20 protein-coding genes are annotated in these 20824 nt (G+C 67.0%); 17 read left to right on the forward strand and 3 right to left on the reverse strand.

Going from position 1 to position 20824, the window contains the following annotated elements; all coding sequences use genetic code 11:
* Positions 1-111: 111 nt before the first annotated feature.
* The 5 genes from A3ES_RS0136630 to A3ES_RS0136650 are packed head-to-tail and all read left to right on the forward strand — an operon-like array spanning position 112 to position 5602.
* Entirely contained in the window at positions 112-1404 is a 1293-nt protein-coding gene (locus A3ES_RS0136630) for an ABC transporter substrate-binding protein (RefSeq protein ID WP_020391815.1), read from the forward strand.
* Positions 1401-2339: a carbohydrate ABC transporter permease gene (locus A3ES_RS0136635; protein WP_020391816.1), complete on the forward strand. Its 939-nt coding sequence runs from the start codon at positions 1401-1403 to the stop codon at positions 2337-2339. Before A3ES_RS0136630 ends, A3ES_RS0136635 begins: the two co-directional genes overlap by 4 nt.
* On the forward strand, positions 2336-3163 hold the full coding sequence (locus tag A3ES_RS0136640; protein WP_020391817.1) for a carbohydrate ABC transporter permease: 828 nt from the start codon (positions 2336-2338) through the stop codon (positions 3161-3163). Before A3ES_RS0136635 ends, A3ES_RS0136640 begins: the two co-directional genes overlap by 4 nt.
* Before the next feature lie 4 nt (positions 3164-3167).
* The gene (locus A3ES_RS0136645) at positions 3168-4763 is read left to right on the forward strand and encodes an alkaline phosphatase D family protein (RefSeq protein WP_020391818.1); all 1596 of its coding nucleotides are present in this window, start codon (positions 3168-3170) and stop codon (positions 4761-4763) included.
* Positions 4760-5602 carry a discoidin domain-containing protein gene (locus A3ES_RS0136650; protein ID WP_026163542.1) on the forward strand — a complete coding sequence of 281 codons (843 nt, stop codon included), beginning with the start codon at positions 4760-4762 and terminating at the stop codon, positions 5600-5602. Before A3ES_RS0136645 ends, A3ES_RS0136650 begins: the two co-directional genes overlap by 4 nt.
* A 62-nt stretch (positions 5603-5664) precedes the next feature.
* On the opposite strand, the gene A3ES_RS49705 is transcribed toward A3ES_RS0136650, so the two are convergent.
* Positions 5665-6471, reverse strand: coding sequence for a hypothetical protein (locus A3ES_RS49705; RefSeq protein ID WP_202806673.1), 807 nt, complete (start codon positions 6469-6471; stop codon positions 5665-5667).
* Between the two features lie 230 nt (positions 6472-6701).
* The gene (locus A3ES_RS0136660; RefSeq protein ID WP_020391821.1) at positions 6702-8144 is read right to left on the reverse strand and encodes a family 43 glycosylhydrolase; all 1443 of its coding nucleotides are present in this window, start codon (positions 8142-8144) and stop codon (positions 6702-6704) included.
* Between the two features lie 116 nt (positions 8145-8260).
* On the opposite strand from A3ES_RS0136660, the gene A3ES_RS0136665 reads away from it, so the two are divergent.
* Positions 8261-8497 carry a hypothetical protein gene (locus A3ES_RS0136665; protein ID WP_020391822.1) on the forward strand — a complete coding sequence of 79 codons (237 nt, stop codon included), beginning with the start codon at positions 8261-8263 and terminating at the stop codon, positions 8495-8497.
* On the opposite strand, the gene A3ES_RS0136670 is transcribed toward A3ES_RS0136665, so the two are convergent.
* Positions 8458-9168: a hypothetical protein gene (locus A3ES_RS0136670; protein ID WP_020391823.1), complete on the reverse strand. Its 711-nt coding sequence runs from the start codon at positions 9166-9168 to the stop codon at positions 8458-8460. The genes A3ES_RS0136665 and A3ES_RS0136670 overlap by 40 nt on opposite strands.
* 216 nt (positions 9169-9384) lie before the next feature.
* On the opposite strand from A3ES_RS0136670, the gene A3ES_RS0136675 reads away from it, so the two are divergent.
* The 11 genes from A3ES_RS0136675 (at position 9385) to A3ES_RS0136725 (ending at position 20168) form a co-directional block, all read left to right on the forward strand.
* Positions 9385-9618 (forward strand): hypothetical protein, encoded by a 234-nt coding sequence (locus A3ES_RS0136675; RefSeq protein WP_020391824.1) that lies wholly within the window; start codon positions 9385-9387, stop codon positions 9616-9618.
* Between the two features lie 100 nt (positions 9619-9718).
* Entirely contained in the window at positions 9719-11083 is a 1365-nt protein-coding gene (locus A3ES_RS0136680) for an FGGY-family carbohydrate kinase (RefSeq protein WP_020391825.1), read from the forward strand.
* Positions 11080-11697, forward strand: coding sequence for a histidine phosphatase family protein (locus A3ES_RS0136685; RefSeq protein WP_020391826.1), 618 nt, complete (start codon positions 11080-11082; stop codon positions 11695-11697). Before A3ES_RS0136680 ends, A3ES_RS0136685 begins: the two co-directional genes overlap by 4 nt.
* Positions 11694-12491: a DeoR/GlpR family DNA-binding transcription regulator gene (locus A3ES_RS0136690; RefSeq protein ID WP_020391827.1), complete on the forward strand. Its 798-nt coding sequence runs from the start codon at positions 11694-11696 to the stop codon at positions 12489-12491. Before A3ES_RS0136685 ends, A3ES_RS0136690 begins: the two co-directional genes overlap by 4 nt.
* 35 nt (positions 12492-12526) lie before the next feature.
* Complete coding sequence (locus tag A3ES_RS0136695; protein ID WP_020391828.1) at positions 12527-13987, forward strand: FGGY family carbohydrate kinase; 1461 nt, start codon at positions 12527-12529, stop codon at positions 13985-13987.
* Positions 13987-15015 (forward strand): 2-hydroxyacid dehydrogenase, encoded by a 1029-nt coding sequence (locus tag A3ES_RS0136700; protein ID WP_020391829.1) that lies wholly within the window; start codon positions 13987-13989, stop codon positions 15013-15015. The genes A3ES_RS0136695 and A3ES_RS0136700 overlap by 1 nt, the downstream gene beginning before the upstream one ends.
* 40 nt (positions 15016-15055) lie before the next feature.
* Entirely contained in the window at positions 15056-15961 is a 906-nt protein-coding gene (locus A3ES_RS0136705) for a carbohydrate ABC transporter permease (RefSeq protein WP_020391830.1), read from the forward strand.
* Complete coding sequence (locus A3ES_RS0136710; protein WP_020391831.1) at positions 15958-16773, forward strand: carbohydrate ABC transporter permease; 816 nt, start codon at positions 15958-15960, stop codon at positions 16771-16773. Before A3ES_RS0136705 ends, A3ES_RS0136710 begins: the two co-directional genes overlap by 4 nt.
* Complete coding sequence (locus tag A3ES_RS0136715) at positions 16770-18086, forward strand: ABC transporter substrate-binding protein (protein WP_020391832.1); 1317 nt, start codon at positions 16770-16772, stop codon at positions 18084-18086. The genes A3ES_RS0136710 and A3ES_RS0136715 overlap by 4 nt, the downstream gene beginning before the upstream one ends.
* Positions 18083-18763: a glycerophosphodiester phosphodiesterase gene (locus A3ES_RS0136720; protein ID WP_020391833.1), complete on the forward strand. Its 681-nt coding sequence runs from the start codon at positions 18083-18085 to the stop codon at positions 18761-18763. The genes A3ES_RS0136715 and A3ES_RS0136720 overlap by 4 nt, the downstream gene beginning before the upstream one ends.
* A 208-nt stretch (positions 18764-18971) precedes the next feature.
* The gene (locus A3ES_RS0136725; protein WP_026163544.1) at positions 18972-20168 is read left to right on the forward strand and encodes a Gfo/Idh/MocA family protein; all 1197 of its coding nucleotides are present in this window, start codon (positions 18972-18974) and stop codon (positions 20166-20168) included.
* Positions 20169-20824: the final 656 nt, after the last annotated feature.

Consider the following 20824-nt stretch of genomic DNA (forward strand, 5'->3'; position numbering starts at 1 on the left):
GGCTCTTCGTAGCTTACGCCGAGTGGGGAATATAACACTTCTTCACGTTCTGTTCACATCCAGCGGTGATATTTCCCGCGGGGCCTCAGCGCCCCGGGCTCAGGAGGAACCGTGGCATCCGAGATCATCCGTACGCCGTTCAGCCGGCGGCGACTCCTGCAGTTGATGGGTGGCGCCGCGGCGGCCGGCGCCCTCGCGAGTTGCGGTGGTGGCAACTCGAGCGGCGGCAGCAGCGGCCCCTTGAAGGTCATCGGCGCGGGCAGTCAGGAGGCCGGCCTGCGCAAGGCGCTCGACGAGTACAAGAAGCAGAACGGCTCGTTCGAGTTCAACCTGTCCTTCTCGCCGGCCGACCAGCTGCAGACCGCTCTCCGCGCCCAGCTCGCGGCGGGCAACGCGCCGGACCTGCATGCCGTCTACCCCGGCAACGGCAGCGCGATGTCGATGGTCCAGCTCAGCAAGGCCAACCTGCTCGCGGACCTCAGCGAGCAGGCCTGGACCCAGAAGATCCCGGCTGGTTTCAAGGGCGCCTACCAGCAGGATGGCAAGACGCACATCTTCTCGCCGGGGACGAGCGTGCTCGGCGCGATCTACAACAAGAAGGCGTTCGCCAAGGCCGGGGTGGAGATCCCTACCACCTGGAGCGAGTTGCTCACGGTCTGCGAGACCCTGAAGAAGAAGGGCATCATCCCGCTCGCCCTCGGCGCCCAGACGCCCTGGGTGACTCAGCTGATCAACTACGCGCTCGTACCGGGCACCGTCTACGCCAAGCAGCCCGACTTCGACGACAAGATGGCGGCCGGGTCCGAGACCTTCGCCGGTTCCGGCTGGGCCGACGCGATGAACAAGTACCTCGAACTGCAGAAGCGCGGCTTCTTCAACGACAACCCGAACGGTACGACGTACGAGCAGGCCACCTCGATGGTCGGCACCGGCAAGGCCGCGATGGCCGTCCAGGTCTCCGCCGTCCTGCAGGCCTACCGCGCGGCCGCGCCGTCACCCGACGACCTCGGCATGTTCCCGCTCCCGGCGACCGACGTCGCCGCCGACAACTGGATCCCCGGCGGCATCGTGGTCGGCCTGGGCGTCAGCGCGAAGAGCAAGAAGGCCGACGAGGCGCGCAAGTTCCTCGAGTTCTGCGGGCAGCCCGAACAGATCAACGCCTGGGCCGAGGCAGTCGCCTGCGTTCCCCTGTACTCCGAAGGCGAGGCGAAGGTCGACCCGGTGCTCAAGCCCTTCCTGCCCTACCTGGCCGATGACAAGGCCGTCCCGTTCATGGACCAGCGCTGGCCCAACGCCGAGGTCCAGCCGACGCACTTCGCCGTAGTACAAGAGCTGCTGGGTGGGAAGACCACTGTCGAAGGCGCTCTGAAGAAAATGGACGACGCCTACAAGAAGACGGCATGACGGCAGTCATCACGCCGCCAGCTGCCAAGCCCCAGACGCCGGCGAAACGAGCGGGTCGCCGGAGTGGCATCGCGCCGCCGTGGTTGTTCGCGGCGCCGGCGTTGGTCGTCTACGCGCTGGTGATGCTCTATCCGAGCATCGTCGGCGCGGGGTCGGCCTTCACCGACTGGTCGGGTGTGGGGGAGCAGCGGTCCTTCGTCGGGCTCGCCAACTTCCAGCAGCTGATCCACGACGACCAGGCGCTCGGCGCGATCCGCAACACCCTGTTGCTGACCGCGGCGATCGTGGTGGTGCAGACGGGTCTCGGTCTGCTGCTCGCGCTAGGCGTGCACACCACGATCAAGAGCCGGATGATCCTGCGGGTGATCTTCTTCGCCCCGATGGTGGTTAGCCCGGTGATGGTGGCCTTCCTCTGGAAGTACGTCTACAACCCGGCGCCGGACGCGGGCCTGAACGCGGCCCTGAACGCGGTCGGGCTCGGCGCACTCCGGCAGGACTGGCTGGGCAATCCGTCGATCGCGATCTGGTCGGTCGCGTTCACGGTGATCTGGCAGTGCGCGGGCTACTCGATGGTGATCTTCCTGGCCGGCCTCGAAGGCGTCCCGCAAGAGCTACACGAGTCGGCGATGGTCGACGGTGCCGGCACCGCCGCCCGGTTCCGGCACATCACCTGGCCGTTGCTGGCTCCGGCGCTGACGATCAACGTCATGCTGTCGACCGTCGGCGGTCTGACCTTGTTCACCCAGATCATCGCGATGACGAACGGCGGTCCAGGCTACGCGACCGACACGTTGTCGACCGTGCTCTACAAGCAGGCGTTCGTGTTCGGGAAGTTCGGCTACAGCACCGCGGTCGCGCTGGTGCTGGCGCTCTTCGTCGCCGCCGTCTCGTTCATCCAGCTCGCCTATCTGCGTTCCCGGGAGACGGCAGCATGAGGACCAGGTACCGCCCGCGCACGTTCGTGCTGGAGATCGTGATGGTGGCGCTCGCCGTCGCCTTCCTGTTCCCCGTCTACGCGCTCGTGACGCTGGCCTTCAAAGACCCGGAGCAGATCGCGAACAAGCCGTTGTCGCTGCCGGATCCGCCCTCGGTGGGCAGCTTCGGTACCGCCTGGGAGTCGGCGTCGCTCAGCTCCGCTCTGCTCAACAGCACCTTGATCACGGTCGCCAGCGTGCTGGCGCTGATCGTGCTCGGCTCGCTCGCGGCGTACTTCCTGGCCAGGAAGGCCGGGAGGCTGAGCTACAGCCTCTACATCCTCTTCCTGGTCGGCATCATCCTGCCGTTCCAGCTGGGCATGATCCCGCTCTACCAGCTCGTCAACGATCTCGGCCTGCTCGGCACCTACCAGGGCATGATCCTTTTCTACACAGGGATCCAGCTGCCGTTCACCGTGTTCCTCTACACCGGCTTCATCCGCTCGCTGCCCGCCGACTACACCAATGCGGCGCTGATCGACGGCGCCTCCCACCTGCAGGCCTTCGTGCATGTGATCTTCCCGCTGCTCCGGCCGATCACGGGCACCGTGCTGATCCTCAACGCGGTGCACATCTGGAACGACTTCTTCACCCCGCTGCTCTACCTGGGCGGCTCCGGCCGCGAGACGGTACCGGTCCGGGTCTTCGCCTTCGTCAACGAGTACACCTCCGACTACGGCCTGGTCGCCGCCGGCCTCGTACTGGCCGCTTTGCCCATCCTGCTCGTCTTCCTGGTCCTCCAGCGCTACGTCATCCGCGGATTCTCCAGCGGACTGAAGGGTTGATCACGTGACCGAGAATCTCCGACCCGCGGTGAGGCTGGCCCGGCGTCGCTTCCTCACCCTCACCGGCGCCGCCACCGCGGTGGCGTTCGGTACCAACCTGCCAGGCACAGCGATCGGCAGTGGCGGGTCCGGTGGCCTCACCGGCAACCCGTTCACCCTCGGCGTGGCCTCCGGCGACCCACTGCCGGATGCAGTCGTCATCTGGACCCGCCTGGCGCCCAAGCCTTACGAGCCGCTCGGCGGAGCGCCGTACAAGGAGGTGGGAGTCGAGTGGCAAGTCGCCACCGACGAGCACTTCCGGCGTGTGGTGCGCGCCGGTCGTGCCACTGCCCGACCAGAGTTCGCCCATAGCGTGCACGTCGACGTACGAGGGCTAGAGGCCGGCCGCCACTACTGGTACCGCTTCCGAGTCGACGGCTACCTCAGCCCGACAGGCAGAACCCGTACTGCGCCCGCGCCCGGCCAGCAAGGCGGACAGCTCACGTTGGGTGTGAGCTCTTGCCAGGCTTGGACCGACGGCTACTACACGGCACAGCGGCACCTGGCGAACGAGGACGTCGACGCGGTGGTGTTCCTGGGCGACTACATCTACGAGTTCGGCATCTCCGCCGCCGGCGGCCTCCGCAACGTGACCACACCGGTGCCCAGCCAGTTCCGCACCGAGGCGGACACACTGGACCGCTACCGGCTCCAGTACGCGCTCTACAAGTCCGACCCCGACCTACAGGCCGCCCACCAGAACGCGGCCTGGATCACGACCTGGGACGACCACGAAGTACAGGACAACTATGCCGCGGCGGTGTCCAAGTCCAACGCTCCAGTAGAAGACTTCCTCGTACGCCGGGCCAACGCGTACCGCGCGTACTGGGAACACCTGCCGCTGCGTGGCCCAGCACCACAAGGTCCGAACTACCAGCTCTACAGGCGTTTCACCTTCGGGCGGCTGGCGGAGCTAAGTGTGCTGGACACACGCCAGTACAGGTCGGACCAGGCATCCGGTGATGGCTGGAAGGTCGACTCCGCTGCTCGCCGGGACCCGGCGCGTGTACTGGCCGGCCAGCAGCAGACGCAGTGGTACCTGCAAGGCCTCAACCGTTCCCGCACCACCTGGAACGTGCTGGCCAACCAGGTGATCATGAGCCGGATGGACCTGGACCCCACGCCGGCGGATCTCTACAACATGGACGCCTGGGACGGCTACGGCGCCGAGCAGAAGGTGATGCTCGACGGGCTCGCCGCCAACCGGCACCGCAATCCCGTCGTGCTGACCGGCGATGTGCACGCGGGGTACGCGCTGGAGATGAAGCGCGACTTCGCCGATCCCGACTCGCAGACCTATGGCGTGGAGATCGTGCCGACCTCGTTCAGCAGCGGCGGCAACGGCGTACCGGTGTCGGCCAACGGGCAGAAGTTCCTCGACGGCAACCCGCACCTCAAGTTCGTCGACGAACGCCGCGGCTATTCCGTCCTCCGCTTCGACGACTCGCAGCTCCAGGTCGACTGCCGGATGGTGCCCTACGTCGACAAACCAGGAGCGCCGATCTCGACGGTCCGCTCGTTCGTGGTGGAAGCCGGCAATCCTGGTCTGGAGGAGCGATGAGAAGCCGCACGCTTGCCCTGATAGTCGCCGTGGTCGCCGGGATCGCTACCACCGGCCCGGCCGTCGCAGACCGTTCTGTCCAACGAGGTCTGACCCTGTCCGCCGACGTCGCCCAAGTCGCCGTCACTCCGGTGCCATGCGCCAAGCAGGGCTTCGAGCTCCGCTTCGGCAACACCGGAAAAACCGCCGTGTACGCCGATGCGTTCCTCGAGGCGGCGACCCCGCTGACACTGTCGCGCAGCCTGGTGTCGAGCTACCTGCCACCCGGCTACACGCTCAAGGTCCGGATCGACGTCAACGCTCCTCGCGGGACTGCGCCGGGCAAGTACGCGATTTCCATCAAGGCAGGGGACCAGAAACTCACTCTGCCCGTCGAGGTCGGCGAGGCGCCGGTCGACACCACCGGCAACCTCGCCCGCTTCGTCCCCGTGACCGCATCCACTGAGCACCTGCCCAACTACCCGGCCTGCGGCGCGGTCGACGGCGACCGCGACTCAGAGCACTGGGGCAAGACCACCGGCTGGAACGACTCCACCCGAGGCAACTTCCCGGACTGGCTACAAGTCACCTTCGACCAGCCCCAGACCGTCGGCCGCGTAGACCTCTACACCCTCAACTCCAAGCAGTACCCGGCAGCGAAGTACGGCCTGAAGGACTGGGATGTCGTCGCCCAGGTCAATGGCAGCTGGCAGGCAGTCGCCCAGGTCCGCGGCAACATGTCCGGCCTGACCAGTTCGACGTTCACTCCGGTCACGGCCACCGCGGTCCGGATCCTCACCCTGGCCAGCAACGAAGGCCTGACGTATTCCCGTGTTGTAGAGCTGGAGGTCTACGGTTAGTGCCGGACCGCCCCCACTCACAAAGATCTGTTCTAGGGTCGTCGGCACGCTCAACGGAGTCGTCAGGCGGCCACCTGGAGCGGCTTTGTGAGTGGGGGAAGTCCGGTCGCCCCGCCAACCACCCCGGCCACCCAGTCCTTGTCGTACATGACGTCCTCCCAACTGAACCGAAGCAGAGTCCAGCCGCGGATGCTGAGGTTCACGTGCCGGCGGCAGTCCTTGACGAGCGCCTGCCGGGTGCCGTGAAACTCGAACCCCTCGGCCTCGAGAGCGAGCCTTAGCCTCGGATGACCGAGGTCGAGGCGCGCTGAGAAGTCACCGTCACGGACGGCGTACTGAGGTTCGAATCCTTCGATGCCGGCCTCGATCAGAATCGCTCGCAGGGCTGACTCCAGCACCGACTCGGCCCGCCGGTCGGCCAGCGCCACCACTTCCCGGATCCGCCGCCGATGCGCCCCGCGCAATGCTGCCGCGGCGGCGAACAAGTCGTCGGCGTCGACGATGTCCTGGCGCAGGGCGGAATCGGCGACCGCGAGAGCCTCTGCCAGGGGCAGGCTCCTGATGCAGTCGAGAACGGTGTGGGTGGGAGTGGTGACGTCGTCAATGGACGGCGCGGCCGACCAATGCAGCAAACACTTCTGCCCGGTCGCCAACCGGACCTGCCCGCGCGGCACCGTGACATGAGGCAGCGTTGGTGGAGTGATCATCTGCATCCCCCAGTGCTGTGCGGCGCTGAGGTGAGAAACGACCCCGCGCTGGCTCCGAGCCGCGGTCAACGCAGCCGGAGCCTCCGGGACCGCATAGACCCCCTTCGCCACCCGACGGATCTGGCCGGCCTGCAGCGCGTTCCGGATACTGCGCGCGGACACGGCAGCTCGCAGGTCCGCAAAGGCCCGCACTCCCGCCTCGCTGCGACAGCACCTCCACAACATCAGCCATCACACCAGGGTGCAGGAAACCGGCGCTGCGCGTCGGTGGTTGTCCACAGCCCCGGACCGCCCACACTCACAAAGCTCCGCGAAGGGCCACCTTCGCGGTCGTCCTGAGCGGCGGCGTCCTCCAGCGAACGACCTTTGTGAGTGTTGGCGGTCCGGGCTCTTCAGTACACCTCGATCCTGTCCAGGCTGATGACTGTGTTGGAGGATGACGGGTTCTTATCGCCTGTGACGCGTACCTTGAGGGTGTGGGGGCCGGCGGGCAGGGTCGGGCTGACGTAGACGAGCTGCTCGCCGACGCGGATTGAGCTGTAGTAGTCGATGCGTTGCTCGGCGCCGCCGTCGATGGAGATGCCGGCGATGCCGTTGCCTACGTCCACCACGCTGAGCAGCGCGACCTTGGTGCCGGTGAACCGGATCGTCGCCGAGGCGTTGACCTCGTTGCTCCAGTGGTCGTTGCTCCAGAAACACTGGTTCCCGCAACCGGAGCCGGACGACCAGTTGCCGGCGTACTGGATCTGGCTCTGGCCGGTGCCGACGTCGGTGTCGTTGATGACCGAGGTGGTGGCGCCGGGATCGCCCGAGGGCAGCGTCTGGGTGGCTCCAGCTGCGAGTGGGCTGCCGAGGTTCGGGGTGCCGTCGGCGTTCCAGCTGATCTTCTGGACCCGCGAGGTGCGGAAGCCGTAGGTGTAGGTGCTGGTGTTCTTGCCGTGGTACGCGATCCAGTCCTGGGTGCCGTCGGGGGACTGGAAGAACGAGTGATGCCCTGGTCCCCAGACCCCGGCCGCGTTGTTGCGGGAGAAGATCGGGCCCGCGTGCTGGACCCAGTTCGACGCGACCATCGGGTCAGCGCCGTTCGCGATGCTCTTCATCCACAGCTGGTAGTCCGGCTTCCCGGTGTCGCAGGTGGAGTAGGTGAGGAACGTCCGCCCGTTGCGATACAACGGCGTCGGACCCTCCCGTACTTCGGTGCAACCCCCGCTGGCGGGGATCGCGACCCGGGAGCCGGTCGCCGTCCACGGATTGCTCATCCGCACGATGTAGAGCTGCGCCGGTCCACCCTGACCACGACCGGGACCGGTCCAGACGAAGTACTGCTGACCGTTGTGCGTGATCGGTTCGCCGTCGATGGCGTACTGGCCGAAGTCCGCGATCTTCGCCTTGAAGCTGTACGGCCCGGTCGGGTCGTCGCCGGCTGACTCCAGGACGTACATCCGGTGGTTCGCGTCCACTCCGTCGGAAGCGGTGTAGTAGATGTACCAGCGGTTGCCGACGTGCCGGAACGCCGGCGCCCACATCTGGGTGTTCCGGCTCGGGTCGGAGTCCCGCCAGACCACCTTCTCCGGAGCGACCAGTAGCGTCGCCAAGCTCGGTGACGACCAGATGCCGATGTGGTCGCCGGTCGTGGTCGCCACGTGGTACCGGCCGCCGTAGTAGAACAGCGACGGATCGGCACCCGGGTTGACCGGGTTGCGGAAGGTCTGAGCGAGCACCGCGTTCTCCACGGGTTTCTCCATCGCCGGCGCGGGGGCGGCCGGCAGTCCAGTCATCAGCACGGCGGCGGCCAGGGCGGCCAGCGTGAGCACAGCGGGGCGGGTGAACTTCATGTGCCGTTTTACAACGATAGAACACCCGCCGTAAACAGTTCACACCATGATCAAATGGTTCGCCAGGTTCCGGCCGGCAGGGAACCATGGTGGATATGGGGGACGTCCTAGACCGCATGAAGCTCAAGGTTCGCGTGGTGCACTACTACTGCCGCGGCGGCATGGACTGCTGGTACGCCGACATCGACGATGCCGACGACCGCCAGCCCGACGACCCGTTCTGGTACGTCGACGGCTGCCGCACGCAGACCGAGGCACTGTCCGCCGCCTGCACCCAGCTGGCCGCCCTCGACCAGGCGATCGCGGCCGGCGTCTACCCGACCCGCTTGAGCGAAAGCGGTTTGGCCGCCTGAGCGTTGCCCGCCGAGATGTTGCTCAGCCGGAATTTGTTGCTCAAGGCAAGCAATGTCTCGGTCAGCAGCCCGGCGCGAGGCGCGACCAGGTCGTGCTCGAGCAGCTGGGTGTCGCCGGTCAGCTCGTACTCGCGGGCGCTGTCGGCGACCAGGTTCAGCAGTTCGGTATTGCTCCGCAGCGTCAGCCGTTGCAAGGCGATCCGGTACGCCGCGACGCCGTCCTGCCGCCGCTTCAGCCGTTCGCCCAGGACGAGCTCCGACCATGCCTCCGCGAGTTGGACGGACAGCCCGGTCAGCCACGGCTGGACCGCGACGCCGACGCGTTCCCGGTAGTCGTCGACCCAGGGTGAGCTGCCCCCGGATCCTGGGCTGACGGTGAAGGTGGCCGGCGTCGTGCCGTCCGCGACGATCGCGCGCACCAGCGCCACGTTGTCCCGGACGGTGGCGAACCTCGGCGATCCGCCGAACAGGTCGATCTCGTACTCGACCAGGATCCCGATCCGTCGCAGGGTCTGGACCGCGACCAGCAGTTCGTGCAGTTTGGCCGGATCGCCGGCGATGCCGGTCAGGTCCAGCCGGACGCGATAAAGCCCGCGCGCGCTCAATCCCTGGAAGTCCCCCGTCGCGATCTCCCGCGGCGTACAGGACGTGCTCCACAGATCAGAATCCATGGTCCCCCCACGATGCCGATCGATTGAGTTCACCGTCTGCCCGTGAGCCGCAGATGTCAAGGGTCACAGCCGTAGCCAGAGTAGCGCTCGAGCCAATAATCTTTACCAAGATTTAGGCGTGACGTTCGATCCAGCCGGTCGTTGACCTGTCAGACAACTGCTGATCATCATCGGATCTCCTGGGGATGTCACCGAATCTCTGGGGAAAGGCCACCCGTGCATCGATTCAACTCACCGCCCAGCTGGCCCGAGCCGCCGACCGCCGCCTGGCGGCCGCCGCTCGGCTGGGAGCCCGACCCCGAGTGGCCGGATGCTCCCGCGGGCTGGGGATTCTGGCTCAACCGGCACGGCCGCAAGGCCAGTGGCCCGATCGGCGCGTACGGCGCCGTCGACGCCGGCCGGCTCGAACTCGCGACCGCGGATCGGTCGCTCCTGCTGATGCACGGCTGAGCTGCTCTTATCGCGAACTGATGTTATGTTACCAACGTAACTAACATCAGCTTTGTCGCGGAGGGGAGTGCGGTCTGTGCGTCCTCCTGCGTGGATTGGTGTGGACCTTGGGACGCAGAGCGTTCGGTCCGTTCTGGTCGATGCCAGCGGTACCGTCCTCGCCCGCGCCTCCCGCCCGCTGACCAGCCGCCGCGACGGCGCCCGCCACGAGCAGAACCCGCGCGACTGGCTCGCCGCGGTCGACGCCACTCTCGCCGAGGTCGCGACGCCCGCAGTACAGGGTGTCGCCATCTGCTCCACCTCCGGAACGGTCCTGCTCACCGATGACTCGGGTGCGCCGACCACTCCGGCACTCATGTACGACGATGCGCGGGCCGCCTCGTATCTCGATCGCATCGTGAAGGCCGACCCCGATCGCTGGTCCACCGCGATGCAGCCGACCTGGGCGCTGCCCAAGATCCTCTGGCTTCTCGAGCAGCACGCCGGCCGCATCGCCCACAGCGCGGATGTCGTCGCGGCCCACCTGATCGGCGGGCCGGTCGCCACGGACACGAGTCACGCGCTCAAAACCGGCTACGACCTGATCGCCGACAGTTGGCCGGTGGACGCCTTCGACAGCCTCGGTATCCCGGCCGAGATCCTGCCCGAGGTCGTCCGCCCGGGAGCCGAGCTCGGCCGCGTCTACACGGCAAAAGCGCAGGTCACGGGGGTCCCCGCCGGTACGCCGGTCTACGCCGGCATGACCGACGGATGCGCCGCCCAGATCGCCGCGGGCGCGCTCGCTCCGGGCGCCTGGAACTCGGTCCTCGGCACCACTCTCGTCCTCAAAGGTGTCAGCAAGGACCTGCTGACCGACCCGACCGGAGCCGTCTACAGTCATCGCCATCCCGACGGCGGCTGGCTCCCCGGCGGCGCCTCCAACACCGGCGCCGGAGCGCTCACCGCGATGCTGCCCGGCGCTGACCTCGACGCTCTCGACCAGGCTGCTCGTGAGCTGGGTGCGATCGATGCGGTCATCTACCCGATCACCGGCCGAGGCGAGCGCTTCCCCTTCGTCGCGCCGACAGCCGAGCGGTTCGAGCTGGGCGACCTCCCTGACGACCTGCACCGGTACTGCGCGGTCCTGCAGGGCGTCGCCTTCATCGAGAAGCTCGCGTTCGAGCACCTGGAACACCTCGGTGCCGATCCGGTCCGATCCGTCTCGCTCACCGGGGGAGCGGTCCGGAGTGGCTACTGGAACCAGTTGCGCGCCGATTTCCTCGGCGTACCGGTCGAGCTCCCGGCCGCCGCGGACCCGGCGTACGGGATGGCTGTGCTCGCGGCCTCCGCCGGTGGGTCTGTGACCGAGACGGCCGCGCGGATGGTCCGCGTCGACCGCGTCCTCGAACCGCGACCGCAGGAACGACTGACCACCCTGTACGGCGAATTCGTGGCGGAGCTGGATCGGCGGGGGTATCGCGGATGAAGACGATCGTCGTACTCGCTCGGCACGGGCGGACCGAATGGCACCATGGCAACCGGTACACGGGGTCGACGGATCTGCCGATCGACGGGGTCGGCACGGTCCAGGCGCAGTACCTGAAGGAGTGGGCCGAGGACTTCGCTCCCGACGCGCTCTGGTCGTCGCCGATGCTGCGGGCGCGGCAGACCATCACGCCGACGGCTCAGGCGCTCGCCCTCACTCCGGTGCTGGACGACCGGCTGCGCGAGGTCGACTTCGGGTCGGCCGAAGGGCTCAGCCTCAGCGAGCTGCCGCCGGACGTCGCCAAGGCGTTCGAGCTCGATCCGGTCGGCCGGCACTTCCCGGGCGGCGAGGATCCGGCTGCCGCGGCGGATCGCGTCGAGGAGGCGTTCCACCAGATCGGTCGCGAGCACCAAGGCCGGAAGGTACTGGTGGTCGCGCACAACACGCTGATCCGGCTGCTCGTCTGCCGGGTGCTCGGGCTGGAGCTGAAGGAGTACCGCAGACTTCTTCCGGCCCTCGGTCCCGCGGCGCTGGTGCGGTTGCGCTGGCAGGACGGCACAGTGGGCCTCGAGGCGTTCAACACCCCAGCTGTGCGAATGGAGATCCCGCGATGAGTTCTGACACGGTCGACACCTCTGAGCTGAGCCGGCCCGCCCGGCGCCAGGCCGAGATCGCCGCGTACGTCGTCGAGCACGGCTCGGTCTCGGCGAACGACCTGGTCGAGGCGTTCGGGGTCAGCGTGATGACGGTGCACCGCGACCTCGACGAGCTGGAGCGCCAGGGCGTCGTCCGCAAGTACCGCGGCGGCGTGACGGCCCAGCCGACGAGCGTGTTCGAGAGCAACGTCGCGTACCGGCTGAACACCGCGCAGGCGGAGAAGGCCGCGCTGGCCCGGCATGCCCGCGCGATGATCGAGCCCGGGATGTCGGTGATGCTCGACGACTCGACCAGCGCACTCGCCCTGGTCGAGCTGTTCGAGGACATCACTCCATTGACTGTGGCAACGAATTTCCTGCCGGCCATCACCCGGCTGACCGAACTGCGCGACGTCACCCTGCTGGCGCTGGGCGGCATCTACTCGCCGACGCACGACTCGTTCGGCGGCATGCCGTGCGCGCAGGCGGTTGAGGCGCTGCACACCGACCTGCTGTTCTGCAGCGTGTCCGCGGTCTCGGCGACGCATGCCTTCCATCAGGAAGAGGAGATCGTGCTGGTCAAGCAGGCCATGCTGCGCTCGGCGCGCACGAAGGTGCTGCTCGTCGACCACGGCAAGCTGCAGCGGACCGCGCTGCACCGGTTGGCGCCACTGGCCGACTTCGACGTCGTCGTGGTGGACGAGAAGACGCCCGCCGACCTGATCAAGGCACTTCGCGACCACGGCACCACGGTGGAGGTCGCGCCGCTGTAGTTCTGCCGGCCTGGCTTCAGTGAGGGGAGTCTCGGATGGATGTGGGAGTTGATGTCGGTACGACGGTCACCAAGGCGGTGGCCTTCGACGAGTCGGGCCGCCAGGTGGCGGAGACCTCCAGGCCGACCCGCCTGAACCGTCCCGGTCCGGGCCGCTTCGAACACGACACCGACGAGATCGTTGCCTCGGTCAACGAGGTGGTCGCCGAGCTGATGGGTTCGGTGACTGCTGATCCTGAGCTGCTGGCGATCACCGCACAAGGCGACGGGTTGTGGCTCGTCGACTCCGACGGCAGACCCGTACGGCCGGCGATCTCGTGGCTGGACGCGCGCAGTAGCGCGATCCTCGAGCGCTGGACGTCCGATGGGGTTGCCGAGCAGGTCTTCCGGCGATCTGGCAATCGGATGTTTCCTGGCGCTTCCGGGCCGCTGCTGGCCGCAGTACTGGCTGAAGAGCCTGACGTACTGCGTCGCGCGGCGACCGCGGCCTACTGCAAGGACGTCGTGATGCAACGGCTCACCGGCGTACGGGCCACGGACGTCTCGGACGGGTCAGCGCCCTTCCTCGACCCACGCATCAACGTCTATGACGCCGATGCCCTGAGCGCCTGCGGTCTTACCGACTGGCAACACCTTCTCGCCCCCGTCGCTCCGGACGGCCCGGTCGGCGAACTCCGCGACCCATCACTCGGCCTCCCTTTGAACACTCGCGTGTCATCCGGCCCTTACGACCTTCCAGCCGCCGCACTAGGGGCCGGCGTGAGTGAAGTCGGCGATGCGCTCCTCACAGTCGGTACGACGCTCGCTTGCCAGGTGATCACCCGTGAGCTGCCGGTGGACGGTGAGCCTGCTGGTCTGTTCCTTGGTACTTGGACCCCTGGCGTGTGGTTGCGCGCGATGCCGGCGATGGTCGGTACGGCCGCTCTCGATCGGGTGCTCGCCCTGGTCGGCGTAGGCGTCGCGCAGTTGCCCGCCTTGCTCGCCGAGAGCCCAGCGGGAGCCAACGGCGTGACTGTGTTGCCCTATCTCTCCGAGGCAGGGGAGAGAGCACCCTTCGTGGACACCGGCGCCCGCGGAACCATCGACGGGATCTCCCTCTCCACCACGCAGGCTGACGTGGTCCGCGCGACCTGCGAAGGCATCGCGTACGCCGCTCGGCACTGCCTCGAAGCGGCAGGCTGGACGGGCAAGGTGACCGTCTGCGGCGGAGGTGCGAACAGTCGCGAGTGGACGCAGATCCTCGCCGACGTGTTGAACAGTCCGCTGCACACGACCGAGGCATCGCAGGTCGCCGCCCGCGGAGCCGTGATCGGCGCGCGGCTCGCCGCCAAGGTCACGACCGGCCCCGAATGGATCGCCGAGACCAGGCAGATCGACCCTGATCCTTCGCGTGCCGCCTTCTACGACGAGGGCTTCGCCCACTACCTGCGCCGCAGCGATGCGGCCCGTCCTCGCTGGGCCGACCCGGCCCCCACTGCCCGATCTTCTGGAGCTTGATGAGAACAATCAGCACCCTGCTCGCCGGCGACCACTTCGTCGGCAACGACCTTCTTGAAGCGGCGTTGACATCGGCCTTGCCAGACGTCGCCTTCGACTTCCGCCGGGTCACTCTGCCGTGGCCGCTCACGCCGTTCGGGCGGGTGGCCGAGGTGGACGAGGCGAGCGATGCCGAAGACCAGCTGATCGCCGCATTGCCCGGTGCCGAGCTGGCGATCACGCAGATGGGGCCCTTCACCGAAAGGGTGCTGGAATCCGCGCCGGACCTGCGGTTCCTGGTCTGCTGTCGCGGCGGCCCGGTCAACGTGAACGTGCCTGCGGCAACTAAACGCGGCGTGATCGTGTCGTCGACGCCCGGCAGGAACGCGGGCGCGGCCGCCGAGCATGCCGTCACGCTGATGTTGGGTGCCCTGCGCAACCTTCCCCGCTTGCAGAAGACGCTGGAGCAAGGGGAGTGGCGCAGCGATCTCTATGCGTACGACGATTGCGGGTCAGAGCTGGATGGCGCGACCGTCGGGCTGGTCGGGTACGGCGCGATCGGCCGCCGCGTCGCTCGCGTGATGATCGCTTTCGGGGCGCGGGTGCTCGTGGCGGATCCCTTTGTCGATCCCAACTCACCCGGCATGGAGGTGGTCTCGCTCGACGAGTTGCTCAGGCAATCGGATGTGGTCAGCCTGCATGCCCGGCTGACTGACCAGACGCGAGGGATGATCGGGGTTGCGGAGCTCGCGACGATGCGGCGGGGCGCAGTACTGGTGAACACGGCTCGTGGTGGCTTGCTCGACTACGACGCCACCGTGGATGCGCTGGAGTCCGGCCAGTTGGGCGCAGCGGCCTTCGACGTCTTCCCGGTCGAGCCGTTGCCGGCCGGCTCACGGTTGCTGACGGCACCCAATGTGGTGATGACCCCGCACTTGGCCGGTGCCACCAAGCAGACCGCTCACCGGGCCGGCTCCATCGCCGCCGAGGCGGTGGCCGCCTATCTGGAGGGTCGCGATCCTGTGGGTTTGGTCAGAAAATCACACTGATTATCTATACGTCACCATAAAACGATGGTAATTTCGCCGCGTGCTTACCAAACCGGCCGATGGCGCGCTCACCCGGCGGCGCCGTGAGTACGGGCTGTTCGCGCTGCTGGTGGCACCCAATCTGCTGGTCATCGCGGTGTTCGCCTACTGGCCGATCCTCTACAACGCGTTCCTCAGCCTGACCGACTGGAACATGATCGCGGCCCGGCCGACCTTCGTTGGACTGAGCAACTATCGCCGGACGCTGACCGATCCCGCCTTCCACCAGACGCTCTGGATCACGATTGTCTTCACCGGGCTGATCGTGGCCGGAAGTCTGCTGATCGGGCTGGCGCTGGCGCTGCTGTTCAACCTGCCGCTGAAGGGCCGCGGGGTGGTCCGGACGATCTCGTTCGCGCCGCACATCCTGTCCGGTGCGGCCGTCGCGACGATCTGGCTGTTCATCTTCGACCCGGGCTACGGCCTGGTGCGCGCGCTGATCGAACCGTTCGGCAGCGAGCCGCCGGACTGGATGAACAACTCCGACTGGGCACTGCCCGGCCTCGTCATCGTCTACCTGTGGAAGAACGCCGGATTCACCGCGCTGATCTACCTGGCCGGGCTGCAAGGCCTGCCGAAGGAACTCGACGAGGCCGCCGCGATCGACGGCGCCGGCACGTGGACCAGGTTCCGCGCGATCAAGCTTCCATTGCTCGCGCCGATCACGTTCTTCCTGCTGATCACCACGGTGATCGGGACGTTCCAGGCCTTCGACGTGATCGCGGTGATGACCGGTGGCGGCCCGGGCGACGCCACCACGACACTGAGCTGGTCGATCTACAAGGAAGGCTTCCAGGCGTTCAACGCCGGCCGGGCGGCGACGCTGTCGATCGTCATGTTCGTCATCCTGCTGATCGTCACCACCGTCCAGGCTCGCGTGCTGGAGAGGCGGGTGCACTACCGATGAAGACCAGACCACTCCAGTACGTCGCTCTGCTGGGCGTCGCCGCCATCTTCCTCGGACCGCTGTACTGGTTGCTCAGTACCGCGTTCAAGCAGCCGGCCGAGATCTACCAATGGCCGCCCGTGTGGTGGCCGGACCAGCTGACCTGGGAGAACTTCTCGCTGGCCTGGAAGGCGGCGCCATTCGACCGGTTCTTCCTCAACTCGGCCATCATCACCGTCGCCGGAACGGTGCTCAAGGTGGCGAACGCAGTACTGACTGCTTATGCCTTCGCGTACTTGCGGTTCCCGTTCAAGAAGGTGCTGTTCCTGCTGATCCTGGGCGCGATGATGGTGCCGGGACACGTGACGCTGCTGCCGAACTACCTCACGGTGGCGTCGCTGGGATGGATCAATACCTATGCGGGGTTGATCATTCCGGGCATCGGGTCGGCGTTCGCGACCTTCCTGATGCGCCAGCAGTTCCTCACCCTGCCGTCGGAGGTGACGGACGCCGCCGCGGTGGACGGCGCCGGGCATCTGCGCACGCTGTGGCGAGTGGTGCTGCCGATGTCGCGGCCGATGCTGATCACCGTCGTGGTGATCACCGCGGTCGAGGAGTGGAACAACTTCGTCTGGCCGCTGATCGTCACCAACACCGCCGAGATGCGGACGCTGCCGGTCGGGCTGCTGATCCTCAAGGACGAGGAGGGTCTGGCCAACTGGGGAACGATCATGGCCGGCACGCTGCTCGTACTCGCGCCGATGCTGTTGATCTTCCTGGTCGCGCAGCGCTACATCGTGGGCGGGATTACCCAAGGAGCGTTGAAAGGATGAGGCGCCGCGGCTTCCTCGGACTCGCCGCCGCGTCGGCATTGACCGGTTGCGGCTATCGGTCGATCGACGCGATCTACTCACAGCCGGCCGGCAGCGTGCCGAAGCAGTACGCGAACCGGGTCCGGGTCGTCTTCTGGTCGCCGTACGGCGGGGTGAACGGCAAGGCGGTCGACAGCCTCGTTGCCAAGTTCAACGATTCGCAGCAGGACGTCTACGTCGAGGTGCAGTTCCAGGGCAGCTACGACGACGTCGCGCAGAAGATCGCGGCCGCCCTGGTCGCCAAGCAGGCGCCGGATCTGGCCGTCCTGTCCGACGTGACCTGGGAACGGTTCTTCCTGAACGACGCGCTCGAACCGCTGAACGGCTACTTCACCGACGGCTTCGGCCCAGCCGTCTTCCAGCCGAAGCTGTTCGGCGAGTACGTCGTCAAGGACCAGAGCTGGGCGGTGCCGTTCGCCCGGAGTACGCCGATCATGTACTACAACCGGGACGCGTTCGCGAAGGCCGGACTGCCGGACCGCGCGCCGCGGACCTGGAGTGAGCTGCGGTCATGGGGGCCGGAGCTCGCCAAGGTGCAGTCGGGTGGACGGTCGCTGCGGACGATCGCGTTCGCGAAGATCGACGGCGACTGGCAGTTCCAGGGCAACGTGTGGCAGTTCGGCGGTGCGTACTCCGACGGGCTCGACGTGAAGATCGACCAGGACGGCGCGGTCGCTGCCGGCGAGTGGCAACGGCAGATGGTGCACGAGCTGGGGCTTGCCTACATGGCCAGCAGCGCGAGCACGGACTTCGCCAACGGGCTGGTCGGCGTCATCCAGGAGTCGACCGGTGGCATGAAGACCATCACGAGCAAGGCGAAGTTCGAGGTCGGCGCCGGCTTCATCCCGTCGGAAGTCTCGGCCGGGATCGCGACCGGCGGTGGCGGGATCGGGATGCTGCGGAACATCTCCGCCGAGCGCAAGCAGGCCGCCGCTGCCTTCTTGGCCTTCCTCGCCCGGCCGGAGAACTCGGCTTGGTGGACGACGCAGACGGGTTACCTGCCGGTGGTGAACGCGGCCCGCGAAGACCCCGAGCTGAAGAAGCTGATCGCCGAGCAGCCGAACTATGGGGTCGCGATCGCGCAGCTCGCGAATGCCCGGCAGCAGGACGCGATCAGGCTCTACGGGCGGAACTCCAACGTCGCGATCTACACCGGCCTGCAGCAGATCTACGCCGACAACGCGGCGCCGCGCGAGGTCTTCCGTTCGGTGGCTCGCCGGCTTGACGCGATCGGGGACGAAGTACGCCGCCAGTACGAGGAGAAGGTGCTGTGATCATCACCGGCCATCGCGGGGCGCTCGGCTCCGAACCGGAGAACACCCTGCGCTCCTTCCGCCGAGCCGTCGCGGACGGGTGCGACGAGATCGAGCTGGATCTGCGCGTCACCGCCGACGGCGAACTCGTCGTTCTGCACGACGCCACCGTCGATCGCACGACGAACGGCACCGGCGCGGTCGCCGAACTGCCATTCGCCGTACTCCGGTCGCTGGACGCGGGCCTCGGCGAAGTCGTCCCGACCTGGTCGGAGACGGTCGAGGCGATCCCTGTTCGCTTCCAGGCCGAGGTGAAGGCCGTGGAAGCCGTTCCCCTGCTGGCCGCGTCCCTGAAGGACAGCGCGTTGGCGGATCGCACTCTGGTGACTTCTTCATCGCCCGACATCCTGCTGGCCATCCGCAGCCTGCTCCCATCGGTCGAGACCGGCCTGATCATCGCCCGCACCCCTCCGGTGGACGAGATCATCACCCGCACCAAGACCGCCGCCGCCACCTGGGCCCTCTGCGGCATCACCGACCTGACCCCGGATGTGGTAGCCACCCTCCACACCCACAACCTCCGGGTCACCGCCTGGCCAGTCCCCGACGCAGCGACGTACGCCGAGGCTGTAGCCCTAGCCGTAGACGGCATAACCACGGACCACCCCAACCGCCTACCCATCAACCGCCCGCGCTAGCGGCCAACCGCCGCCGGCGCCTGCTTTGCGCACCCCGCCGCGCCTGCTCCAACCACCTCGTCAGCGCTTCGACACCCCCTGCCGCCACACACCAGCCGAGCGGCCGCCCTGACCCTCCTTCGCCTTAAACCCCAGCCACCAGCAATCTCACATCTCAGTGTTCAAAATTGTTCTTACGTGCTCAGAGAATGTGTGATTGCCTTGGTTCATGAGCATCAGCATCGGTATGGTCGGAGCCGGCCAGTTCGCCCCCTCGTTCCTGCGTCTGTGGACCGCGCATCCCGACGTCACCGACGTCCGGCTGACCGACGTCCTGCCCGACCGGCTGGCTGAGCTGGCCGAGAAGCAGGGCATCTCGATCACCTACCAGTCGTTCGAGGAGATGCTCGCCTCCGACGTCGACGCGGTGGCGATCTTCACCCAGCGCTGGCTGCACGGCGAGATGGCGATCCAGGCCCTGGAGGCCGGCAAGCACGTCTACTCGACGGTGCCGATGGCGATCGAGGCCAACCAGATCGCGCGCATCATCGAGCTGGTCAAGGAGACCGGCCTGACCTACATGATGGGCGAGACGAGCTTCTACTACCCGTCCTCGGTGTACTGCCGCCAGCGCCTCGCCGCCGGTGACTTCGGCCGCGTCTTCTACACCGAAGGCGACTACGTCCACGACATGGATCTGGGGTTCTACGCGGCGTACCAGTACAGCGGCGGCGACGACTGGAAGAAGACCGCCTCCTTCCCGCCCATGCTCTACCCGACACATGCCGTCGGCAACGTCCTGTCGGTGACCGGTCAGCACGCCACCCACGTGTCCTGCGTCGGTGTCCAGGACGACCGCGGCGACGGCGTCTTCGACAAGGAGATCAGCCAGTTCGACAACGACTTCAGCAACGCGACCGCGCTGTTCAAGCTCGCCGACGGCGGCGTGATGCGGACCAACGAGATGCGTCGCGTCGGCTACCCGTCGCACCTGCGCGAGTCGCGGCTGCGGGTGTTCGGCACCGAGGGCAGCTTCGAGCAGCTGGCCACGACCACGCTCTGGCAGACCAAGGATGGCGTGGAGGACGTCAGCCACCTGATGGAGACCAAGCCGAGCAGTTCACTGGACGACGACGACCTGGCGAACGTCGACCCGGCGCTGCGAGACGCCTTCAGGTCCGGCCTGTCGCCGGTCCACGACCGCACCCGGCTGCCGGCCGAGTTCGCCGGGCTGCACAACGGCCACGAGGGGTCACACCACTTCCTCGCCGACGACTTCGTCCGCGCGGTCGCCGACAAGACCCTCCCGCCGATCAACGCCTGGGTCTCCGCCCGCTACACCCTCCCCGGCATCTACGCCCACCAGTCCGCCCTGCAGGGCGGTGTCCAGTTGGAGATCCCCGACCACGGCGACGCACCCGCGTAGTACCCGACAACCCCGACCCCCAACCGGCGACCCTCGGACATCTAGTAGCGACCTAGAGCACCAACTGGTCACCTCGGAGAGCCATTGCCCTGTCCGAGGTGGCCAGTTCCTGTCCGAACCCGCCAGATCTGGTCCCCCGGATCGGCCTCCGGTACCGCGGCCACCGCCTTCTCCGGCGTCAGCAAGAGGCTGCCTCGGGCCGGCCGAATCTCGAACTGCAGTTCCACGTCACCAGGTTCGGGGCCGCCCTGCCGAAATCCGCGACACTCGTTCGCTCCGGCCCGCCATCAACCTCGACACCGACGGTCCCACCACGGTGCTTGCCAACAGCAACGTTCTTGGCGCACTAATGATTCCCCATGATGTTGCTTGCGGAGCGTAGCCGAAGTGCATCTTACATCTTCTCTCATCTGTTCATGAAATCTTTGGATCGTCTTACCAATAAGACAATATGGGCCGAACCACGATTTGCAGTATCCGCCTACTCAGCGTAGTATCGAACACATGTTCGACAAGGAGATCGCTGACATGGACGCGACCGAGACACTCACCTCGGTCGCATCCATGCACGACCTGCGCACCCGTGCCGACCTCGAAATCCTCCGCCTCGGCCAGCACTTCGCCGACCTGTTCCCCGACCCCGCCACCCTCCCCGG

Origin of the sequence: Kribbella catacumbae DSM 19601 (genome assembly GCF_000372465.1) — a bacterium.
GTDB classification, from domain to species: Bacteria; Actinomycetota; Actinomycetes; order Propionibacteriales; family Kribbellaceae; genus Kribbella; species Kribbella catacumbae.